The 17,572-nt window shown below is 54.7% G+C and carries 16 protein-coding genes and 2 tRNA genes; 11 read left to right on the plus strand and 7 right to left on the minus strand.

All coding sequences use genetic code 11. The features are described 5' to 3' along the window. Window positions 1–132 precede the first annotated feature (132 nt). The 4 genes from ENTMO_RS0114025 (at window position 133) to ENTMO_RS0114035 (ending at window position 3,558) form a co-directional block, all read left to right on the plus strand. Complete coding sequence (locus ENTMO_RS0114025; RefSeq protein WP_010432050.1) at window positions 133–957, plus strand: SDR family oxidoreductase; 825 nt, start codon at window positions 133–135, stop codon at window positions 955–957. A 41-nt stretch (window positions 958–998) separates the two neighbouring features. Further along, the gene (locus tag ENTMO_RS0114030) at window positions 999–1,928 is read left to right on the plus strand and encodes a LysR substrate-binding domain-containing protein (protein ID WP_010432053.1); all 930 of its coding nucleotides are present in this window, start codon (window positions 999–1,001) and stop codon (window positions 1,926–1,928) included. Between the two features lie 219 nt (window positions 1,929–2,147). After that, entirely contained in the window at window positions 2,148–2,210 is a 63-nt protein-coding gene (gene yoeI, locus ENTMO_RS26175) for a membrane protein YoeI (protein WP_099458931.1), read from the plus strand. Next, window positions 2,200–3,558, plus strand: coding sequence for an APC family permease (locus ENTMO_RS0114035; protein ID WP_010432055.1), 1,359 nt, complete (start codon window positions 2,200–2,202; stop codon window positions 3,556–3,558). The genes yoeI and ENTMO_RS0114035 overlap by 11 nt, the downstream gene beginning before the upstream one ends. A gap of 110 nt (window positions 3,559–3,668) precedes the next feature. Here the strand turns inward: ENTMO_RS0114035 and sbcB are convergent, their stop codons facing one another. Next, complete coding sequence (sbcB, locus tag ENTMO_RS0114040) at window positions 3,669–5,105, minus strand: exodeoxyribonuclease I (protein WP_375336639.1); 1,437 nt, start codon at window positions 5,103–5,105, stop codon at window positions 3,669–3,671. Window positions 5,106–5,303: 198 nt separating this feature from the next. On the opposite strand from sbcB, the gene dacD reads away from it, so the two are divergent. The 4 genes from dacD to ENTMO_RS0114060 all read left to right on the plus strand — a co-directional run bounded on the left by dacD (window position 5,304) and on the right by ENTMO_RS0114060 (window position 8,695). Then, the gene (gene dacD / locus ENTMO_RS0114045; protein ID WP_010432061.1) at window positions 5,304–6,470 is read left to right on the plus strand and encodes a serine-type D-Ala-D-Ala carboxypeptidase DacD; all 1,167 of its coding nucleotides are present in this window, start codon (window positions 5,304–5,306) and stop codon (window positions 6,468–6,470) included. A gap of 118 nt (window positions 6,471–6,588) precedes the next feature. Then, a complete protein-coding gene (gene sbmC, locus ENTMO_RS0114050) occupies window positions 6,589–7,062 on the plus strand; it encodes a DNA gyrase inhibitor SbmC (RefSeq protein WP_010432063.1) in 474 nt (157 codons plus the stop codon). 91 nt (window positions 7,063–7,153) lie between these two features. Then, window positions 7,154–8,212, plus strand: coding sequence for an FUSC family protein (locus tag ENTMO_RS0114055; RefSeq protein WP_010432066.1), 1,059 nt, complete (start codon window positions 7,154–7,156; stop codon window positions 8,210–8,212). A 147-nt stretch (window positions 8,213–8,359) separates the two neighbouring features. Next, window positions 8,360–8,695 (plus strand): DUF496 family protein, encoded by a 336-nt coding sequence (locus ENTMO_RS0114060; RefSeq protein WP_010432067.1) that lies wholly within the window; start codon window positions 8,360–8,362, stop codon window positions 8,693–8,695. 49 nt (window positions 8,696–8,744) lie between these two features. Here the strand turns inward: ENTMO_RS0114060 and ENTMO_RS0114065 are convergent, their stop codons facing one another. Both ENTMO_RS0114065 and ENTMO_RS0114070 read right to left on the minus strand, forming a co-directional pair. Beyond that, entirely contained in the window at window positions 8,745–9,077 is a 333-nt protein-coding gene (locus tag ENTMO_RS0114065; protein ID WP_010432068.1) for a gamma-glutamylcyclotransferase family protein, read from the minus strand. Between the two features lie 53 nt (window positions 9,078–9,130). Continuing rightward, window positions 9,131–9,206, minus strand: a tRNA-Asn gene (locus ENTMO_RS0114070). A gap of 161 nt (window positions 9,207–9,367) precedes the next feature. On the opposite strand from ENTMO_RS0114070, the gene emmdR reads away from it, so the two are divergent. Together emmdR and ENTMO_RS0114080 are read left to right on the plus strand one after the other, a co-directional pair. Continuing rightward, window positions 9,368–10,822: a multidrug efflux MATE transporter EmmdR gene (gene emmdR, locus ENTMO_RS0114075; protein ID WP_010432069.1), complete on the plus strand. Its 1,455-nt coding sequence runs from the start codon at window positions 9,368–9,370 to the stop codon at window positions 10,820–10,822. A gap of 103 nt (window positions 10,823–10,925) precedes the next feature. Then, window positions 10,926–11,001: transfer RNA gene (locus tag ENTMO_RS0114080), tRNA-Asn, on the plus strand. Between the two features lie 144 nt (window positions 11,002–11,145). Here ENTMO_RS0114080 and ENTMO_RS0114085 read toward each other — a convergent pair. From ENTMO_RS0114085 to shiA, 3 genes are all read right to left on the minus strand, one after another. After that, window positions 11,146–12,918: an aminopeptidase P family protein gene (locus ENTMO_RS0114085; protein WP_010432071.1), complete on the minus strand. Its 1,773-nt coding sequence runs from the start codon at window positions 12,916–12,918 to the stop codon at window positions 11,146–11,148. Between the two features lie 15 nt (window positions 12,919–12,933). Then, a complete protein-coding gene (locus ENTMO_RS0114090) occupies window positions 12,934–14,388 on the minus strand; it encodes an AMP nucleosidase (RefSeq protein ID WP_010432073.1) in 1,455 nt (484 codons plus the stop codon). A 73-nt stretch (window positions 14,389–14,461) separates the two neighbouring features. Next, complete coding sequence (gene shiA, locus ENTMO_RS0114095; protein ID WP_010432076.1) at window positions 14,462–15,778, minus strand: shikimate transporter; 1,317 nt, start codon at window positions 15,776–15,778, stop codon at window positions 14,462–14,464. Between the two features lie 256 nt (window positions 15,779–16,034). Here shiA and pagP point away from each other — a divergent pair, with 256 nt between their 5' ends. Next, window positions 16,035–16,610 (plus strand): lipid IV(A) palmitoyltransferase PagP, encoded by a 576-nt coding sequence (gene pagP, locus ENTMO_RS0114100; protein ID WP_010432078.1) that lies wholly within the window; start codon window positions 16,035–16,037, stop codon window positions 16,608–16,610. Here pagP and ENTMO_RS0114105 read toward each other — a convergent pair. Further along, entirely contained in the window at window positions 16,607–17,572 is a 966-nt protein-coding gene (locus ENTMO_RS0114105; RefSeq protein WP_010432083.1) for an acyltransferase, read from the minus strand. The two genes, pagP and ENTMO_RS0114105, sit on opposite strands and share 4 nt — an antisense overlap.

The following is a 17,572-nucleotide window of genomic DNA, read 5'->3' on the forward strand; positions in this document are numbered from 1 at the left end:
CCTAAACCACTTGCCCGGCAGATTGCAAGGGCTTTTTGTGATCATTAATTCATTTCATATTGATGCTATGAATTGTGTGTTCTGCCGGGCTGGCGTAGCCTTAATACAAGCATGTGTAAGCGGAGAGTTTTCATGAAAAAGGTCGCAATTGTCGGTTTAGGATGGTTAGGAATGCCGCTGGCGATGTCATTAGCCGCGAAAGGCTGGCAGGTGACCGGGAGCAAAACCACGTCGGATGGGGTAGAAGCCGCACGCATGTGTGGCATCGAGGGCGTTGAGCTGCGCCTTGAGCCCGAACTGGTTTGTGATGCTGACGATCTGGATGCGCTGATGGATGTCGATGCGCTGGTCATTACCTTACCCGCCCGTCGCAGCGGGCCGGGAGAGTCTTTTTATCTGCAGGCGATGCAGGAGATTGTTGACAGCGCGCTGGCGCATCACATCCCGCGCATCATTTTCACCAGTTCCACCTCAGTCTACGGTGACGTTGAGGGAACGGTGAAGGAAAACAGTGAACGTCAACCGGTAACCGCGAGTGGTCGGGTGCTGAAAGAGCTGGAGGACTGGCTGCATAACCTGCCGGGCACTCAGGTAGATATCCTGCGTCTGGCCGGGCTGGTGGGGCCGGGTCGTCATCCTGGACGGTTCTTTGCCGGAAAATCGGCTCCGGATGGACAACATGGCGTCAATCTCGTCCATCTTGAGGATGTTATTGGGGCAATTGAGTTGCTATTACAGGCTCCGAAGGGTGGGCACATCTATAATATATGTGCACCCTCTCATCCATCGAGAAGTACCTTCTATCCGCTGATGGCTCGTCAATTGGGTCTGGCTCCGCCAGTCTTTGGCGATGCGAAAGGGGAAGGGAATGGCAAAATTGTTGATGGCAATCGAATTTGTCATGAACTGGGATTTGAGTATCAGTATCCCGATCCGCTGGTGATGCCCATGGAATAATGCCATCGGCGGAGACGATCGCACACCGTAAGGGGGCGAAGATGAAACCGCTGCTGGATGTTCTTATTATTCTGGATGCGCTGGAAAAAGAGGGAAGCTTCGCCGCGGCGTCAGCGAAGCTTTATAAAACGCCTTCGGCGCTCAGCTATACCGTGCATAAACTTGAAAGCGATCTGAACATTGAACTGCTGGATCGTTCCGGGCATCGCGCGCGTTTTACGCGAACCGGACAGATGCTGCTGGAAAAGGGGCGTGACGTTCTCCATACGGTTCGCGAACTGGAAAAACAGGCCATCAAACTTCATCAGGGCTGGGAAAACGAACTGGTGATCGGCGTGGATGATACCTTTCCCTTTTCTCTCCTGACGCCGCTGATCGAAGCGTTCTATCAGCGCCACAGCGTGACCCGGTTAATATTCATTAATGGTGTGCTGGGCGGCTCCTGGGATGCCCTGACGCGGGGCAGGGCGGATATCATCGTTGGGGCACTGCATGAGCCCCCCCAGTTGAGCGATTTTGGCTTTGCGCGACTGGGTATACTGGAGCAAATTTTTGCCGTCGCGCCCCATCATCCGCTGGCGAATGAACCGGAGCCCATTAACCGCCGTATTATTAAAAACTACCGTGCCATTGTGGTGGGTGACAGCTCCCGGCCTGAATGTGGCGTCTCTTCGCAGCTGCTTGATGAGCAAGAGGCGATTACCGTGTTTGATTTTAAAACTAAGCTGGAGTTGCAAATAAGCGGTCTGGGGTGCGGCTATTTGCCGCGCTATCTGGCGCAGCGCTTTATTGATAGCGGTGCGCTTGTTGAAAAACAGGTACTTGCTCAAAGCAGCAACGAATCGGTTTGGGTGGGCTGGAATGAACAAACTGCCGGGCTTCCCAGCGCATGGTGGCGGGACGAAATTTTAGCAAATAGTGCTATCGCTGCAGTTTACTCTCAGGGCAGCGTCGAGAAATCAGCCAGTTAGAAAAAAGAAAATTGCCCGGTGCGTTGCAAACTATTGCCTTTTGTATCTGATGTGGGGCAAAATGCCGCCGCTGCAAACAAATGAATAATCGACGATATAAAAGGCGTCGGTTATTTTTTTTTGCATGTACGAAACGAAACTAAAAACCAAGAGGCCGGGCTTCGTACCGGATAGATATTTACTAAAATCCGACAGTTGTTGTCGCTGAGGAAGAAAGAAATGGGGCAATTTTTCGCTTACGTGGCGGTTATTACCGTAAAGGAGAATAACTATGTCGCATAACGCAACTCCAAACACCTCTCGCGTGGAATTACGTAAAACGCTTACGTTGATTCCGGTTGTTATGATGGGCCTTGCCTATATGCAACCGATGACGCTGTTCGATACATTCGGTATCGTATCAGGCCTTACTGACGGTCACGTTGCAACGGCGTACGCCTTTGCGCTGGTCGCCATTCTCTTTACAGCGCTGAGCTACGGAAAACTGGTTCGCCGTTTCCCGTCTGCAGGCTCTGCCTACACCTATGCTCAGAAATCCATTAGCCCGGCGGTTGGCTTTATGGTGGGCTGGTCATCTCTGCTGGACTACCTGTTCATGCCGATGATCAACATTCTGCTGGCAAAAATTTACTTCGAAGCGCTGGTACCTTCCGTACCGTCGTGGATCTTCGTGGTGGCGCTGGTGGCCTTTATGACCATCTCTAACCTGCGCAGCATCAAGACCGTGGCTAACTTCAACACCCTGATTGTTATTCTGCAGATGGGTATCGTTGCGGTTATCGTGGGGTTGATCATTTACGGCGTGTCCCACGGTGAAGGCGCAGGTACGCTGGCCAGCACCCGTCCGTTCTGGTCTGAAGGCGCGCACGTTGTGCCGATGATCACCGGTGCGACCATCCTGTGCTTCTCGTTCCTGGGCTTCGACGGTATCTCTTCTCTGTCTGAAGAGACCAAAGACGCCGAGCGCGTGATCCCAAGAGCAATTTTCCTGACCGCGCTGATTGGCGGCATGATCTTTATCGGTGCTTCCTACTTCCTGCAGCTGTACTTCCCGGACATCTCTCGCTTTAAAGAGCCGGACGCATCACAGCCTGAAATCATGCTGTATGTTGCAGGGAAAACCTTCCAGTGGGGTGTGCTTATCTTCTCCAGCGTCACCGTACTGGCATCCGGTATGGCGGCACACGCAGGTGTTTCTCGCCTGATGTACGTTATGGGTCGTGACGGTGTGTTCCCAACCCGTTTCTTCGGCTACGTTCATCCGAAATGGCGTACCCCGGCGTGGAACGTACTGCTGGTTGGCGCAATTGCACTGATGGCCATTAAGTTTGACCTGGTGACTGCAACCGCGCTGATTAACTTTGGTGCGCTGGTGGCGTTTACCTTTGTTAACCTCTCGGTGATCTCTCAGTTCTGGATCCGCGAGAAGCGTAATAAAACGCTGAAGGACCACTTCAACTATCTGGTGCTGCCAATGTGTGGCGCGCTGACGGTGGGTGCGCTGTGGATTAACCTGGAAGAGAGCTCAATGGTTCTGGGTCTGATCTGGGGTGCTATCGGTCTGATCTATCTGGCTTGCGTAACCAAAAGCTTCCGCAACCCGGTACCTCAGTACGAAGATGTTGCGTAATAGTGTGTCGGGTGGCGGCTACGCCTTACCCGACCTACAAAACACGTAGACCCGCGCCAGCGGGCAAAAAAAGCCGGAGACAATGTCTCCGGCTTTTTTGTACCCATCACTCAAACAATCTCTTGCGCATACTGGAACAGGGATTTCAACAGCGCCTGTTTCTCAGCATTCCCTTCATACTGGCCGTAAAGCATTTCCAGCTCTTGCGCATAGCTGTTGAGAAATTCCGGTGTAAACACGTTACGTCGATGCTGCAGCCAGCGTTCCTGCTCCACTTCGTCCAGAGTACCCGGGTAGTTTCGCGCCCGGTAATTGAACATCAGCTTTTCAATGCGCTTATCTGCAAAGGTAATATCCAGTGCCGGTAAATTACGCGGCTCGGTTTGCAGGACGATATTCATCGCTGCGCGATCGGCATCGCTGAAGAAACCGTTATAAAGCTGTGCGTCGACGTTCTCAGACGGTACAAACGGCTCGGCTTCCGCAAAGATAGCGACCACTTTTTCCCGTACCTGCGGGTTGTCGCGCAGCACCTTCAGGTTATCCAGACAGTGCTGACGATTAATACCCAGCCTGTCAGCATCTTCCGGTCGCAGCGTATTGGCCTGCGCCAGCACCGGACATTTATTGATGTGAACCAGCTTCACCGGTACCGCAGGTAGATCGCCGAGCTCGTTTTTCGGTGTGTAAAGCCGTTCACGCAGCGTATCGCTGTCCAGTTCCAGCAGCGGGGAGATATCGCCCGCCAAATCCACCATGATAACGGCATTACGATTGTCGGGATGCCATGCCAGCGGCGCAACCCAGCTGGTATTGCCGCGCCACGCACCGAACATCCCGGAGATGTGTACCAGCGGCTTCATCTGCGGTACATCAATGAGCGTAGTCAGCTTCTGTTTGCTGCGGTGACTCAACAGATACTCAAACAGACGCGGCTGGGCGGTTTTCACCAGCTTTGCCATGGCAATGGTGGCATAGACGTCTGCCATCGCGTCGTGAGCATTGCTGTGCTCGATGCCGTTGGCGCGCGTCAGGTGTTCAAGCCTGAAACTCGGTAGGCCATCCTCGTTCTCCGGCCAGTTAATGCCTTCAGGACGCAGGGCATAACAGGCGCGCATAATATCGAGTAAATCCCAGCGCGAATTGCGGTTCTGCCAGCTCCAGGCATAGGGGTCGTAGAAGTTGCGGTAGAAGATATTGCGCGTCACTTCATCATCGAAACGGATGTTGTTGTAACCGACCACGCAGGTATGGGGAACGGTAAACAGATCGTGGATGCGGCGGGCAAACTCCGCTTCGCTCACGCCTTTTTCCCGTGCTTCCTGCGGTGTAATGCCCGTAACCATCACCGCGCCCGGCTGCGGCAGATAATCATCCGCGGGCCTGCAGTAAAAGACCTCTGGCTCGCCAATGATGTTGAATTCGTCGTCGGTACGGATGGCAGCAAACTGCGCCGGTCTGTCCAGCGCCGGGTGGGTGCCAAAGGTTTCGTAATCGTGGAACAAAAAAGTTGGGCGCGCGGCAGAATCAGACACCAGTAATATCATCCTGTAAAAAATTCACGACGCTATGGTAAACGATCGCGCTAAGCAGTCCGAATAAAAAGCGCGGTCATGCGTGAAATTTGCGAGACAGCGTCAGAGAAAAATATGCTCTCTGTCACATTTTTTTGCAATTAAGGCAGGTAACGACAGCAGAACTCCCGTAAAAAGGTCATCGATTTTTAATGACCTGAGGATATACCGTTGAAACGCCGTCTGTTTATTGCTGTTTCTTTACTTGCTTCGAGTATCACATCTGCGCTGGCTGCCGATCCGCTGGATTTCTCCCCGCAGCCACCTGCCATCCAGGCGGGGTCCTGGGTGCTGATGGATTACACTACTGGTCAGATATTAACGGCGGGCAACGAACATCAACAGCGTAATCCGGCAAGCCTGACCAAGCTGATGACGGGCTACGTCGTCGACCGCGCTATCGACAGCCATCGCATCAGCCCGGATGATATCGTCACGGTTGGGCGCGACGCGTGGGCGAAAGGTAACCCGGTATTTGACGGATCGTCTCTGATGTTTCTGAAAGAGGGCGATCGCGTTTCCGTTCGCGATCTCAGCCGGGGCCTGATTGTCGACTCCGGTAACGATGCCTGCGTGGCGCTGGCCGATCACGTCGCGGGTGGCCAGCCGCAGTTCGTGAATATGATGAATGACTATGTGCAAAAGCTGAACCTGCGCGACACCCATTTCGAAACCGTTCACGGACTGGATGCGCCTGGGCAGCACAGCTCCGCTTACGATCTGGCCGTTCTCTCCCGCGCGATCATTCACGGTGAGCCAGAATTTTATCATATGTACAGCGAGAAGAGCCTGACCTGGAACGGGATCACCCAGCAGAACCGCAATGGCCTGCTGTGGGATAAAACCATGAATGTGGACGGTCTGAAAACGGGGCATACCTCCGGTGCGGGCTTTAACCTGATTGCCTCCGCGGTGGACGGGCAGCGTCGCTTGATCGCCGTGGTAATGGGCGCAGACAGCCCGAAGGGGCGTGAAGATCAGGCGCGCAAGCTCCTCCACTGGGGACAACAGAACTTTGATACGGTGCAGATCCTGCACAGCGGTAAAAAAGTGGGGACCGAGCGGATCTGGTACGGTGATAAAGAACAGGTAAACCTGGGAACCGATCAGGACTTCTGGCTGGCCTTGCCAAAAGCGGAAGTACCGAACATTAAGGCTAAATACGTACTGGATACAAAAGCGCTGGAAGCCCCAATTGCCGCCCATCAGCGGGTCGGTGAAATTCAGCTGTACGACCGCGATAAGCTGGTGGCGCACTGGCCGCTGGTCACGCTGGAACGCGCTGATAAAGGCGGTATTTTCTCCCGCCTGAGTGATTATCTGCATCACACCATCTAACCATTTTGAGCAGACTGGCAGGGTTGCGAGTCTGCTCACATAATAAACACTCCTCGTTTGCCGATAATATTCATTCTGCTTTATAGTGTATAAATATACAGTAATAAATGGAGGCAGTATGGACTACAGCATCAAGCAGCAACAGAAACGTAAAATCGCAGGTTTTCACCTTGTTGGGCCGTGGGAAAAAACCGTTAAGCAGGGCTTTGAACAACTGGTCATGTGGGTGGATGGGCGTCACATTCAGCCGCTGGAGTGGGTAGCGGTTTACTACGATAATCCTGATGAGGTCCCGGCAGAAAAACTGCGCTGTGACACTGCCGTCACGGTACCCGACGACTTTATCATTCCCGATAACAGTGAAGGGGTGATGATGACCGAAATTGTGGCCGGGGATTATGCGGTCGCGACGGCACGTGTTGAAAATTACGACTTTGCGACCCCGTGGTATCAGTTCTTTAATTCCCTCCTGCAGGACAATAAGTACCAGATTGCTCCAAAACCCTGCTTCGAACGCTATCTTAATGATGGTAATGCAGATGGCTACTGGGACATTGAGATGTTCGTCGCGGTAGAGCATAAAGCGGGTTAACCCTGTAAAAAGTGGGATTTTTAGCCGGGGGCGATCCACCCGGCTGAAAACACAGTACAATTGTGATTTGCCGTGTAGCTGGAGAGCGGGTGTGCGTCCCGACAAATCATTAACGCCGTTTGAAATTCGGTTGTACAAACACTACCGCGTGGTGCATGGGTGTCGCATCGCGCTGGCGTTCGTGTTGACGTTTGTACTGGTTCGCTTGCTGGATGTTCCTGAGGGGACGTGGCCGCTGATTACGCTGGTGGTCGTGATGGGGCCCATCTCCTTTTGGGGAAACGTTGTTCCGCGCGCGCTTGAGCGAATTGGCGGGACCGTTTTAGGCTCCGCCCTTGGGCTAATCGCCCTGAAACTGGAGCTGATCTCCTTTCCTGTCATGCTGGCATGGTGCGGTGCCGCCATGTTCCTCTGCGGCTGGCTGGCGTTGGGCAAAAGACCGTATCAGGCATTGCTGATTGGGATTACTCTCGCGGTGGTGGTCGGTGCGCCCGCCGGGGATATGACTACGGCGCTGTGGCGAAGCGGGGATGTGGTGCTCGGCTCGTTGCTGGCGATGCTGTTTACGGGGATCTGGCCGCAACGCGCCTTTCTGCACTGGCGCATCCAGATGGCGAATTACGTGACGGCATTTAACCGTGTCTATCAGGCCGGCTTTTCCCCGAATCTGGTTGAACGGCCACGGCTGGAAAAACACCTGCAGAAGATCCTCAATGATGTCGTCAAAATGCGCGGCCTGATCACGCCCGCCAGCAAAGAAACCCATATTCAGAAAGCGATTTTCGAAGCCATCCAGACGGTAAGCCGCAATCTGGTCTGCATGCTTGAGCTGCAGATCAACGCGCACTGGGCCTCGCGTCCCAGCCATCTGCTGATGCTTAATGCGCAGACCCTCAAAGAGACCCAGCAGATGACGCAGCAAACGCTGCTGACCATCGCCCATGCGCTCTATGACGGCAACCCGCAGCCGATACTGGCCAACAGCGAGCGACTGAATGAGATCGTCGCGGAGCTGAAGCAGCTAATCAATGAACGCCAGAGCGATAACGTGGCGGAAACGCCCATTCATGGCTACGTCTGGCTGAGTATGGAGCTGGCGCGGCAGCTAGAGCTGTTATCGCATCTTATTTGCCGGGCGCTGCGCAAATAAAAGGCGTATGTGACGCCTGCTGCTTCGATTCAGCAGCAATTGGGGTTATGATAGATTTAAACGATATACTCATTGTCATTCGCAGCCGCTGTCTGTTACAACGGTTGCCTTAACGAATCCGACTCTCACCTTATCAGGGGTGTAAAAATGGAAACTACCAAGCCTTCGTTCCAGGATGTTCTGGAATTCGTCCGCCTGTTCCGCCGCAAAAACAAACTGCAGCGTGAAATCCAGGACGTTGAGAAGAAGATCCGTGACAACCAGAAACGTGTTCTGCTGCTCGACAACCTGAGCGACTACATCAAGCCAGGCATGAGCGTTGAAGCTATTCAGGGCATCATCGCCAGCATGAAGAGCGATTACGAAGACCGCGTTGATGACTACATCATCAAAAATGCTGAGCTGTCTAAAGAGCGTCGCGACATCTCCAAGAAGCTGAAAGTGATGGGCGAAATCAAAAACGCTGAAGCAAAAAGCGAGTAATCGCTGCGAATTGTGAAAAAGGCTCTCTGGTGACAGAGAGCCTTTTTTATTACGCAGAGCGCGGCTGTAGCTGATAAATCCAGGCCTTAACCTGTTTACCCTCAAGGGTGGTCACTATGACCTCAACCCGATCGTAGCCGTCTTCAAACTCATCCAGCATTTGCCAGTGTGCGGCAAGGTTATCAGAGATAAACAAATAGCCTTCGACGCGGGGCCCGTCCGGGTGGAGCACAATCCCCGGGAAATCCGCTGCTGCGCCCCAGCCGCGTTCGTAAAACGTGCCGGATACGAAGCCAGCGAGCCATTCACCGCCAATGTTTTCAAGAATATGCGCGTTAGAGTGACCGGGGCGTAGAGTGCCGTAAACAAACAGTGCGTCCATTTATCCTCACCGGAAAAGCAAAAAGCCCGCTCGAAAGCAGGCTTTTCTAAATGTGGCTCCTCTGACTGGACTCGAACCAGTGACATACGGATTAACAGTCCGCCGTTCTACCGACTGAACTACAGAGGAATCGTTGTGGAGGCTTATCTTAGCGGCGAAAAAAGTTTTGTCAAACCTGATCTTAGGGAAAATCGACTGACTGCTGATTCTGTCGTCAGTTTGTTGTAAATCCAAACATCTTTTTTATGGAAATACTTTGCAGGATAGCCATTTCTCCCCCATCATTTGAAATGGAGTTTCAACTTTTCTCGCTAAGGTCCATTTTGAACGTCACTGCCCCCTTACGCCAGGCGATCATGCGCACGCCCTGGTATGCAAAACGTAAAAGTTATCGTGTTCTGTTCTGGCGTGAAATCACCCCCCTTGCTGTGCCTATTTTCCTGGAGAATACCTGCGTACTGCTGATGGGCGTGCTAAGTACGTTCCTGGTCAGTTGGTTGGGCAAAGAGGCGATGGCAGGGGTAGGGCTGGCGGACAGCTTTAACATGGTGGTGATGTCTTTCTTTGCCGCCATCGATCTGGGTACAACGGTCGTCGTTGCCTTTAGTCTGGGGAAACTTGACCCGAAGCGCGCGCGCGAGGCGGCACGCCAGTCGCTGATGATCATGACCATCTTTTCGATCGTTCTGGCGGCGGTTATCCATTACTACGGCAAAGAGATTATTGATATTGTCGCGGGTGAGGCGACCAGTGAGGTAAAAGACCTTGCGCTGACATACTTGGAAATGACGGTGTTGAGCTATCCGGCGGCGGCTATTGCCCTGATTGGTAGCGGTGCGCTGCGCGGGGCGGGCAATACCAAAATTCCGCTGCTGATCAACGGCGGGATGAATATCCTGAACATTATCATCAGTAGTGTACTGATTTATGGGGTCTTTTCCTGGGACGGTCTGGGGTTTGTTGGTGCTGGCCTTGGCCTGACTATTTCACGTTACATTGGCGCGGCAGCGATTATCGGCGTGCTGATGACGGGGATCACCCCGTCGCTGCGCCTCACGCTGAAAAGCTATTTCAGGCCGTTTAACTTTGCCATTATCTGGGAAGTGATGGGCATCGGTATTCCGGCCAGCATTGAGTCGGTGCTGTTCAACGGCGGCAAGCTGCTCACGCAGATGTTTGTGGCCGGTATGGGAACGGATGTTATCGCCGGTAACTTTATCGCCTTCTCCATCGCCTCGCTGATTAACCTGCCGGGCAACGCCCTTGGTTCCGCCTCCACGATTATCACCGGCAAACGGCTCGGGAAAGGGCAGATAGGGCAGGCGGAGCGTCAGCTCCGGCATGTCTTTTGGCTATCGACCATTGGGCTGACAATGATAGCCTGGGGAACCGCGCCTTTTGCCGGGTTGATGGCCTCGTTTTACACCCACGAAAACGATGTTAAAGAGGTGGTTAAGATCCTGATTTGGCTCAACGCCGCGTTTATGCCGATCTGGGCCGCGTCCTGGGTGTTGCCCGCTGGCTTAAAAGGCGCGCGCGACGCCCGGTTTGCCATGTGGGTATCCATGCTCGGGATGTGGGGTTGCCGCGTGGTGGCGGGTTATACGCTGGGGATTATGCTGGGAATGGGCGTTGTAGGGGTCTGGCTGGGTATGTTCCTGGACTGGGCCGTACGCGGTGCACTGTTCTACTGGCGCATGGTAAGTGGGCGTTGGTTATGGAAATATCCACGGAAGAATGCCTGACAAATGCGCGAAATGGAGAATAAATCGGCAAACGAACGGAAATCTGCATTCTGCCTTTGACATCATCGGGGAGCATCGATAATATTCGCCCCGTTCACACGATTCCTCTGTAGTTCAGTCGGTAGAACGGCGGACTGTTAATCCGTATGTCACTGGTTCGAGTCCAGTCAGAGGAGCCAAATTTGAAAAGCCTGCTTTTAAAGCAGGCTTTTTGCTTTTCTGCGCAAGGTAAATGCAAAACGGCAACCGAGTTGCCGTTTTTAGTGTGTGCACCCTCTCCCGTGGGAGAGGGCTGGGGTGAGGGCACCAGCCCGCACAATGCACTATCCGTTCATACGAATCGGCGCCGTCGCCTCAATTAGCCACGGACGCGCATCGCTATCCACCAGCGGTGACAATGCCTCCCGTACCTGCTGATGATATTCATCCAGCCACTGCTTTTCCTGCTCGCTCAACAGATGCAATTCCACCTGGCTTAGGTCAATCGGGATCAGCGTCAGCGAGGCAAATTTGCAGAACCCCGGGCGGCTTTCCATAATCTCTACCTGATTTTCAATGCGAATGCCGTGGCTATCACCCAGATAGTAGCCCGGTTCGATGGTCATGATATTCCCCGCCACCAGCGGCCACGGGTTGACCTTTTTGGCGATGCGATGTGGGTTTTCATGGATCAGCAACTGATGCCCCACGCCGTGCCCGGTACCGTGATCGTAATCCAGCCCCATCTCCCACAGCGGACGACGGGCGAAGGCATCCAGTTGATGTCCCTGAGTTCCTGAAGGGAACTGCAGGGTAATGAGTGACAGGAAGCCTCTCAGCACGGCGGTATAGTGTAGGCGCTGCTGCGGATCGACTTTACCCCACGCCAGCGTGCGCGTGGCATCGGTGGTGCCGTTGTGGTACTGGCCACCGGAGTCATTCAGATAAAAATGGTCATGTCCGATGGACTTGTTACTTGCTTCGCTTGAGTGGTAATGGCACATTGCCGCATTGCTCGACGACGCGGAAATGGTCGCAAAACTCTGCTCAATAAAACCGGGCTGTTGCCTGCGGAACGCCAGCTGTTGTGCCTGTACCTCCAGTTCGGTCAACGGTTTCCCTGCCGCCACGCGTCGTGGAACTTCCCGACTCAGCCAGGCAAGAAAATTAACCCACGCGGCACCGTCCTGATGATGGCATTCGCGATAGCCTGCCAGCTCCATCGGGTTTTTCGTGGCTTTCATCAGGGTGATGGGGTTGGTCTGCCAGACGATCTCTCCCTGCGGCTCGATGGCAAAGCGCAATGCAACAGGCGCAGAATCTGCATCGACCAGCACCCGTTTGCCCGCAGCCTGCTGCTGGCAGCGTTCAATAAACGCCCTCTGCGGGGCGAGAGTGAAAGCATCACGCACGGGAGCCGGCAACGCGGTGAGCTTCGCATCGTCAACAAACCACTCCACGCTACCATCACGGCTGAGCAGGGCGAAGGAGAGAGGAACCGGGCTAAAGGGGATATCTGATCCACGCACGTTCAGCAGCCAGGCGATATTGTCCGGCAGCGTCACGGCGAGGAAATCAGCATTGTGTTCTGCCAGCACGGCGGCAACATGCTGACGTTTTTCTGCGCTGCTTTCACCGCTGACCTCAACGGGCATTTCGCGGATAAGCCCTGCTGGCGCCGCTGGGCGGTCAGTCCACAGCGTGTCAAACGGCGAGGCATCCAGAGGCACCAGCTCGCACGGCGTGGCAGACAGCTGCTCAAACTCTGAATTTGTCATCAGCATCGCGTCAAAGCCAATGCGCGTCCCTGCCTCCACGTTTTTCGCCAGCCACTCAGCCAGCGGTTCGTTGTGAAGATGGTGGATCTCAATCTCGTCCATATTGACCTGAACGCGGGCCTGAACCTGATAACGTCCATCGACGAAGAGTAGCGCTTTGTCTTTCAGCACCAGAGCCAGACCGGCCGAGCCGTCAAAGCCCGTCAGCCAGGCCAGCTTTTCGTCGTACGGGGCGCAGTATTCGCTCTGCCAGGCATCCGCACGCGGAACAATCATTCCGTCGAGATGACTGGCTTCAAGCCAGTGGCGCAGGGCAGAGAGCGGTGATGTGGTTTGCATGGTTTTTCCTTGTTATTAGCGGAACGGCGGCTCGTTGAAGGTACGCAGCTTGCGTGAATGCAGCTTGTCGCCCTCCGCGCGAAGTAAATCAATCGCACGAATACCGATCTGCAGATGCTCAGAGATAGCCCCTTCGTAAAAACGGTTGGCCTGGCCCGGCAGTTTGATTTCGCCGTGCAGCGGCTTATCGGAGACGCACAGCAGCGTGCCGTAAGGGACGCGGAAGCGATATCCCTGCGCGGCAATGGTGGCGCTCTCCATATCAATCGCCACCGCGCGGCTCAGGTTGAAACGCAGCGCGGAAGCGGAGTAGCGCAGCTCCCAGTTGCGGTCATCCGTCGTCACTACCGTGCCGGTACGCAGGCGCTGCTTAACCTCTTCACCCGGCATACCGCTGACCTCTTTGGTGGCGTCATAGAGCGCGCGCTGTACTTCGGCGATGCTTGGGATCGGGATGTCCGGCGGCAGTACCGCGTCCAGTACGTGGTCATCACGCAAATAGGCGTGGGCCAGCACGTAATCGCCAATCAGCTGGCTTTCGCGCAGGCCACCGCAGTGGCCAATCATCAGCCATACGTCCGGACGCAGGACCGCCAGATGGTCGCAGATGGTTTTGGCGTTTGACGGGCCCACGCCGATGTTGATCAGCGTAATGCCCTGTCCGTCGGCGGTGATCAGGTGCCACGCGGGCATCTGGTGTTTTTTCCACGCCAGGTCGGAGATAGCCTGCTCGGGCGCTTCGGTCTCCGCGGTGATCCAGATCCCGCCCGCGCAGGAAAGGGCGATGTAAGGGCTGTCCGGATCGAGAATTTGGCTACAGCCCCAGCGGACAAACTCATCCACGTAGCGGGTGTAGTTGGTGAACAGCACAAACGGCTGGAAGTGCTCCGCAGGTGTGCCGGTGTAGTGACGCAGGCGCGCCAGGGAGAAGTCCACGCGGCGAGCATCAAAGTGCGACAGGGGAGAAAATTCAGCCGGGTGATAGATGCCGTCAGCCGTCTCATCGCCAATCTGGGAAAGCTCGGTGGTCGGGAAGTGGCGCGTCAGCCCCGCGCTCATGGAGCGATCCAGCGTCAGCGCCGAGCCGTCTATCACGTACGGATAAGGGATTTCGTGCAGCGAAGGTTCCACAGAAATGTGCGCGCCGTAATCCTGATACAGCAGCGTCAGCTGTTCCTCAAGATAGGGGCGGAACAGCGCAGGGCGGGTGACGGTGGTGCTGTAACAGCCGGAGTGGGTAAAGCGCGCGTAGGCACGGGTTTTGGGATTACTGCTGGCACTGCCGTCCCAGGTAACAGAGAGCGACGGATAAACAAAAAGGCCCTGAGTTCTGGCCTTTTCATCGGGAAGTTTCCCTGATTCGATGTATTCACTAATGGCGCTGCGCAGCGCGTTGACGGACTGTTCATACAGCGCGTCGAGTTTTTCCAGCGCCTGAGCCGGGGTCAGGCTGGAGCCCTTATTATTCATCTCTGTCTCCTTGTTCCACAGGTGTGTGACTCTACCCGATAGTATGTCACACGCCCGTGAAACAAAAGTGAGATCAGGTGTGGCGCGGCTCTTTCATAAACAGCGCCGTGGCGGCAGAGAGCAGGCAACCGGCCAGCAAATAAATCGCCACGCTGTGCCAGTTTCCGCCAGAAAAAGTCACCAGCGCGGCGGCAATAAACGGCGTAAACCCGCCACCGACCACGCTTGCCACCTGATAGCCCACGCCCGCGCCGCTGTAGCGGTAGCTTGCGCCAAACAGCTCGGTGAACATCGGCTGCTGCACGCACACCACCATGTCGTGAGCGATGTTGGCGAGCATGATGGCGAAGAAGACAATCCAGAAGATCGACTGTGCCTCCAGCGCCATAAAGAACGGCCAGGCGCTGAGAGTGCCAATCAGCGCCCCGGTAATATAGACGCGACGGCGGCCAAACCGGTCCGCCAGCCAGGCGAAGCAGGGGATAGTCAGGCAGCTTATCCCACCGACCAGCAGGCCGATATTGAGGAACAGCTCGCGGGGAAGCCCGAGATTCTGCGTCGAGTAGTTCAGCGCAAACGCGGTGACGATATACATCGTCAGCAGTTCACAGAGGCGCAGGGCGATAATTTTCAGAAAAGCGCCAGGATGCTGAACCAGCGCTTCCATCACTGGCAGACGTTTTTTAGCGACCGGTTTTTCCCGCTGCTGCTGTTCGAATTCCGCGGACTCTTCCATCCCGTTGCGGATCCACAGCGCGGCGATGACAAGCACAATGCTGAAGATGAACGGAATGCGCCAGCCCCAGCTCAGGAATTGCTCGTCGGTGGTGAGCTGGCTGATTAAGGAGACCAGCCCGGTGGAGAGCAGCAGGCCGACGCCATAACCCACCTGCACGCCGCTGCTGTAAAAGGCTTTCCTGTGCTTCGGCGCGCTCTCGACGGATAGCAGCGCCGCGCCGCCCCATTCACCGCCTACGGCGAAGCCCTGGATGGCGCGCAGGGTGACCAGCAGTACCGGCGCCCACCAGCCGATGGAGGCAAACGAGGGGAGAATACCGATAAGCGCAGTGGCGATCCCCATCATCCAGACGGTGAGCATCAGCATGCGCTTGCGGCCGAGGCGGTCGCCAAAGTGGCCGAAAATTACCCCGCCCAGCGGGCGAAACAGAAAGCCGACGCCGAAGGTGGCAAACGCCGCGAGCGTGCCCATCGCGGGGCTGACCTGGGGAAAGAATTCGCGGTTAAACACCAGGGCGGCAGTGATGCCGTAGAGCAGAAAATCATACCAGTCGACGACGGCACCCGCGAAGCTGCCTAAGGCTGCGCGGCGGGCACGGTTGAGCGAAGGTGTCTCCTCGTTGGGACGTTCGGAGATGAGGGTGGAGTCCATAGTTGTCCTGTCTGTACTGATTTTTAATTATTGGTATAAGAAAAGGTCACTCACATTGCGTCCGTCATATAAACGGAACCTATGAGACTACCGCGACAAAACGCCTGAGAAAACGTTTTTATCTTTCCGGAAGGCGCTGAATAAATAAATTTCATCTTCCCCTGCCTCGAGATAAATCAGTCTGTTTGGCTCCGGTTAGTGCTGAATGGATTACAGTAATAGAAACCGCTGCGTGACTTAAGCTGAGGGAAAAACGATGCAACGCACCTTTTCGGCCATATGGATTGTCCTTTTTTTATTCGCCGCACCGCTTCATGCCGAGCAGAAAGTCTATGGAGAACAGCGAATTAGCGGCTGGTGGAATACGCTGACGGATGATATCTCCCAGACCTGGGAAGAGCCTCAACGTTACGATTTGTACCTGCCGTTCCTGAGCTGGCACGCTCGCTTTATGTACGACAAAGAAAAAACGGACAATTACAATGAAATGCCGTGGGGCGGCGGGTTGGGCGTTTCCCGCTATAACGAAGAGGGCAACTGGAGCGCGCTCTTTGCGATGATGTTCAAGGACTCCCACAACGAATGGCAGCCCGCGATGGGCTATGGCTGGGAGAAGGGCTGGTATCTGGATAATGCGAAGGATTTCCGCCTGGGGCTCGGTGCTGCAGCGGGCATCACGGCGCGAGATGATTTTGCCAACTACGTGCCGCTACCGTTCATCTTCCCGCTGTTTTCGGCCGGGTATAAGCGCGTTACCGTCCAGTTCACCTATATTCCAGGTACCTACAATAACGGCAACGTGCTCTTTGCCTGGCTGCGCTTAGGCTTTTAAAGGGTGATCACTTTTTTTGCCACGGCGTTAGACAATACCAGCATGGAGAAGAGAACAGAGGTGACGAACGTGAGCACAATCAGCGAAAGCTTTATGCCGAGTGAGGTCACCGGTATCAGCGCCGTCAGCAGGTGAAATACCGAGTAGTGCACAATATACACGCCGGTCATCGTTTTGCTGATGGCGGCCAGAACCGACTCTTTGAATTCGGCGTTGCGACGAAAGCGCACGCCGTTCGCCGCAATCACCAGCGCGATGATCAAAATGTAAATTTGAGAGCCGGTGAGAATAAAGGCGTTTCTGTCCGCCTTGAACAGCGCGAAGAAGAAGTGGCGCTCGTAAAACCAGGTAAAGAGATAGATAAACGGGATGGCGACAACCGCCGCCCTGACGACATTTTTGCGGCTTATCCACTCGGCGATTTTCGGGTCGCAGAAGAGCTGCCCCGTCAGATAAAACAGCAGCCATGTCCACAGCCGATACTGTGGTGACAGGGAAAGGAAGTGTGTTTCAGGATAAAGCGCCGATAGCAGATCGTATCCGTAGGAAAAGAGCAGCAGGGCGGCAATCGCCCCGCAGAATAGCGCTCGCCGCTGGCTGAGCCACTCCACCGCCGGATGGAAGGTGTAAATCACGACAAAGGCGAACACGAACCAGGGCTGGATTAAATACCCGCGCTGATAGGGCTCCCACAGGTAGTAGATCGTTATCCAGAAGAGAAAAACAATCACCAGACTTTTAATTTTACCCAGCTGCCAGCGGGTGCCGTGCCGGGATTGTCCGTCGAGATAGCCCGAAACCACAAAAAACAGCGGCGTGGCGATGGTCGAGATAAAAGTTAAAAATCCCAGGATCCAGTGATAGTCATAATCATAATGATCCCAGGTATTGTAGATGGTAAAGAAGGTCACCGCCGTCATACAGCCCAGCGTCTTGATAATGTTCAGCCCTGTCGCATTCAT

Origin of the sequence: Enterobacter mori LMG 25706 (assembly GCF_000211415.1) — a bacterium.
Classification (GTDB): Bacteria; Pseudomonadota; Gammaproteobacteria; order Enterobacterales; family Enterobacteriaceae; genus Enterobacter; species Enterobacter mori.

Bases quoted from the DNA above. Each gene is read 5' to 3' on its own strand.
- ENTMO_RS0114025 (WP_010432050.1), top strand. From the start codon at position 133: ATGAAAAAGGTCGCAATTGTCGGTTTAGGATGGTTAGGAATGCCGCTG.
- ENTMO_RS0114030 (WP_010432053.1), top strand. From the start codon at position 999: ATGAAACCGCTGCTGGATGTTCTTATTATTCTGGATGCGCTGGAAAAA.
- ENTMO_RS0114035 (WP_010432055.1), top strand. From the start codon at position 2,200: ATGTCGCATAACGCAACTCCAAACACCTCTCGCGTGGAATTACGTAAA.
- sbcB (WP_375336639.1), bottom strand. From the start codon at position 5,105: ATGATATTACTGGTGTCTGATTCTGCCGCGCGCCCAACTTTTTTGTTC.
- sbmC (WP_010432063.1), top strand. From the start codon at position 6,589: ATGGACTACAGCATCAAGCAGCAACAGAAACGTAAAATCGCAGGTTTT.
- ENTMO_RS0114060 (WP_010432067.1), top strand. From the start codon at position 8,360: ATGGAAACTACCAAGCCTTCGTTCCAGGATGTTCTGGAATTCGTCCGC.
- ENTMO_RS0114065 (WP_010432068.1), bottom strand. From the start codon at position 9,077: ATGGACGCACTGTTTGTTTACGGCACTCTACGCCCCGGTCACTCTAAC.
- emmdR (WP_010432069.1), top strand. From the start codon at position 9,368: ATGGAGTTTCAACTTTTCTCGCTAAGGTCCATTTTGAACGTCACTGCC.
- ENTMO_RS0114085 (WP_010432071.1), bottom strand. From the start codon at position 12,918: ATGCAAACCACATCACCGCTCTCTGCCCTGCGCCACTGGCTTGAAGCC.
- ENTMO_RS0114090 (WP_010432073.1), bottom strand. From the start codon at position 14,388: ATGAATAATAAGGGCTCCAGCCTGACCCCGGCTCAGGCGCTGGAAAAA.
- shiA (WP_010432076.1), bottom strand. From the start codon at position 15,778: ATGGACTCCACCCTCATCTCCGAACGTCCCAACGAGGAGACACCTTCG.
- pagP (WP_010432078.1), top strand. From the start codon at position 16,035: ATGCAACGCACCTTTTCGGCCATATGGATTGTCCTTTTTTTATTCGCC.
- ENTMO_RS0114105 (WP_010432083.1), bottom strand. From the start codon at position 17,572: ATGAATGCGACAGGGCTGAACATTATCAAGACGCTGGGCTGTATGACG.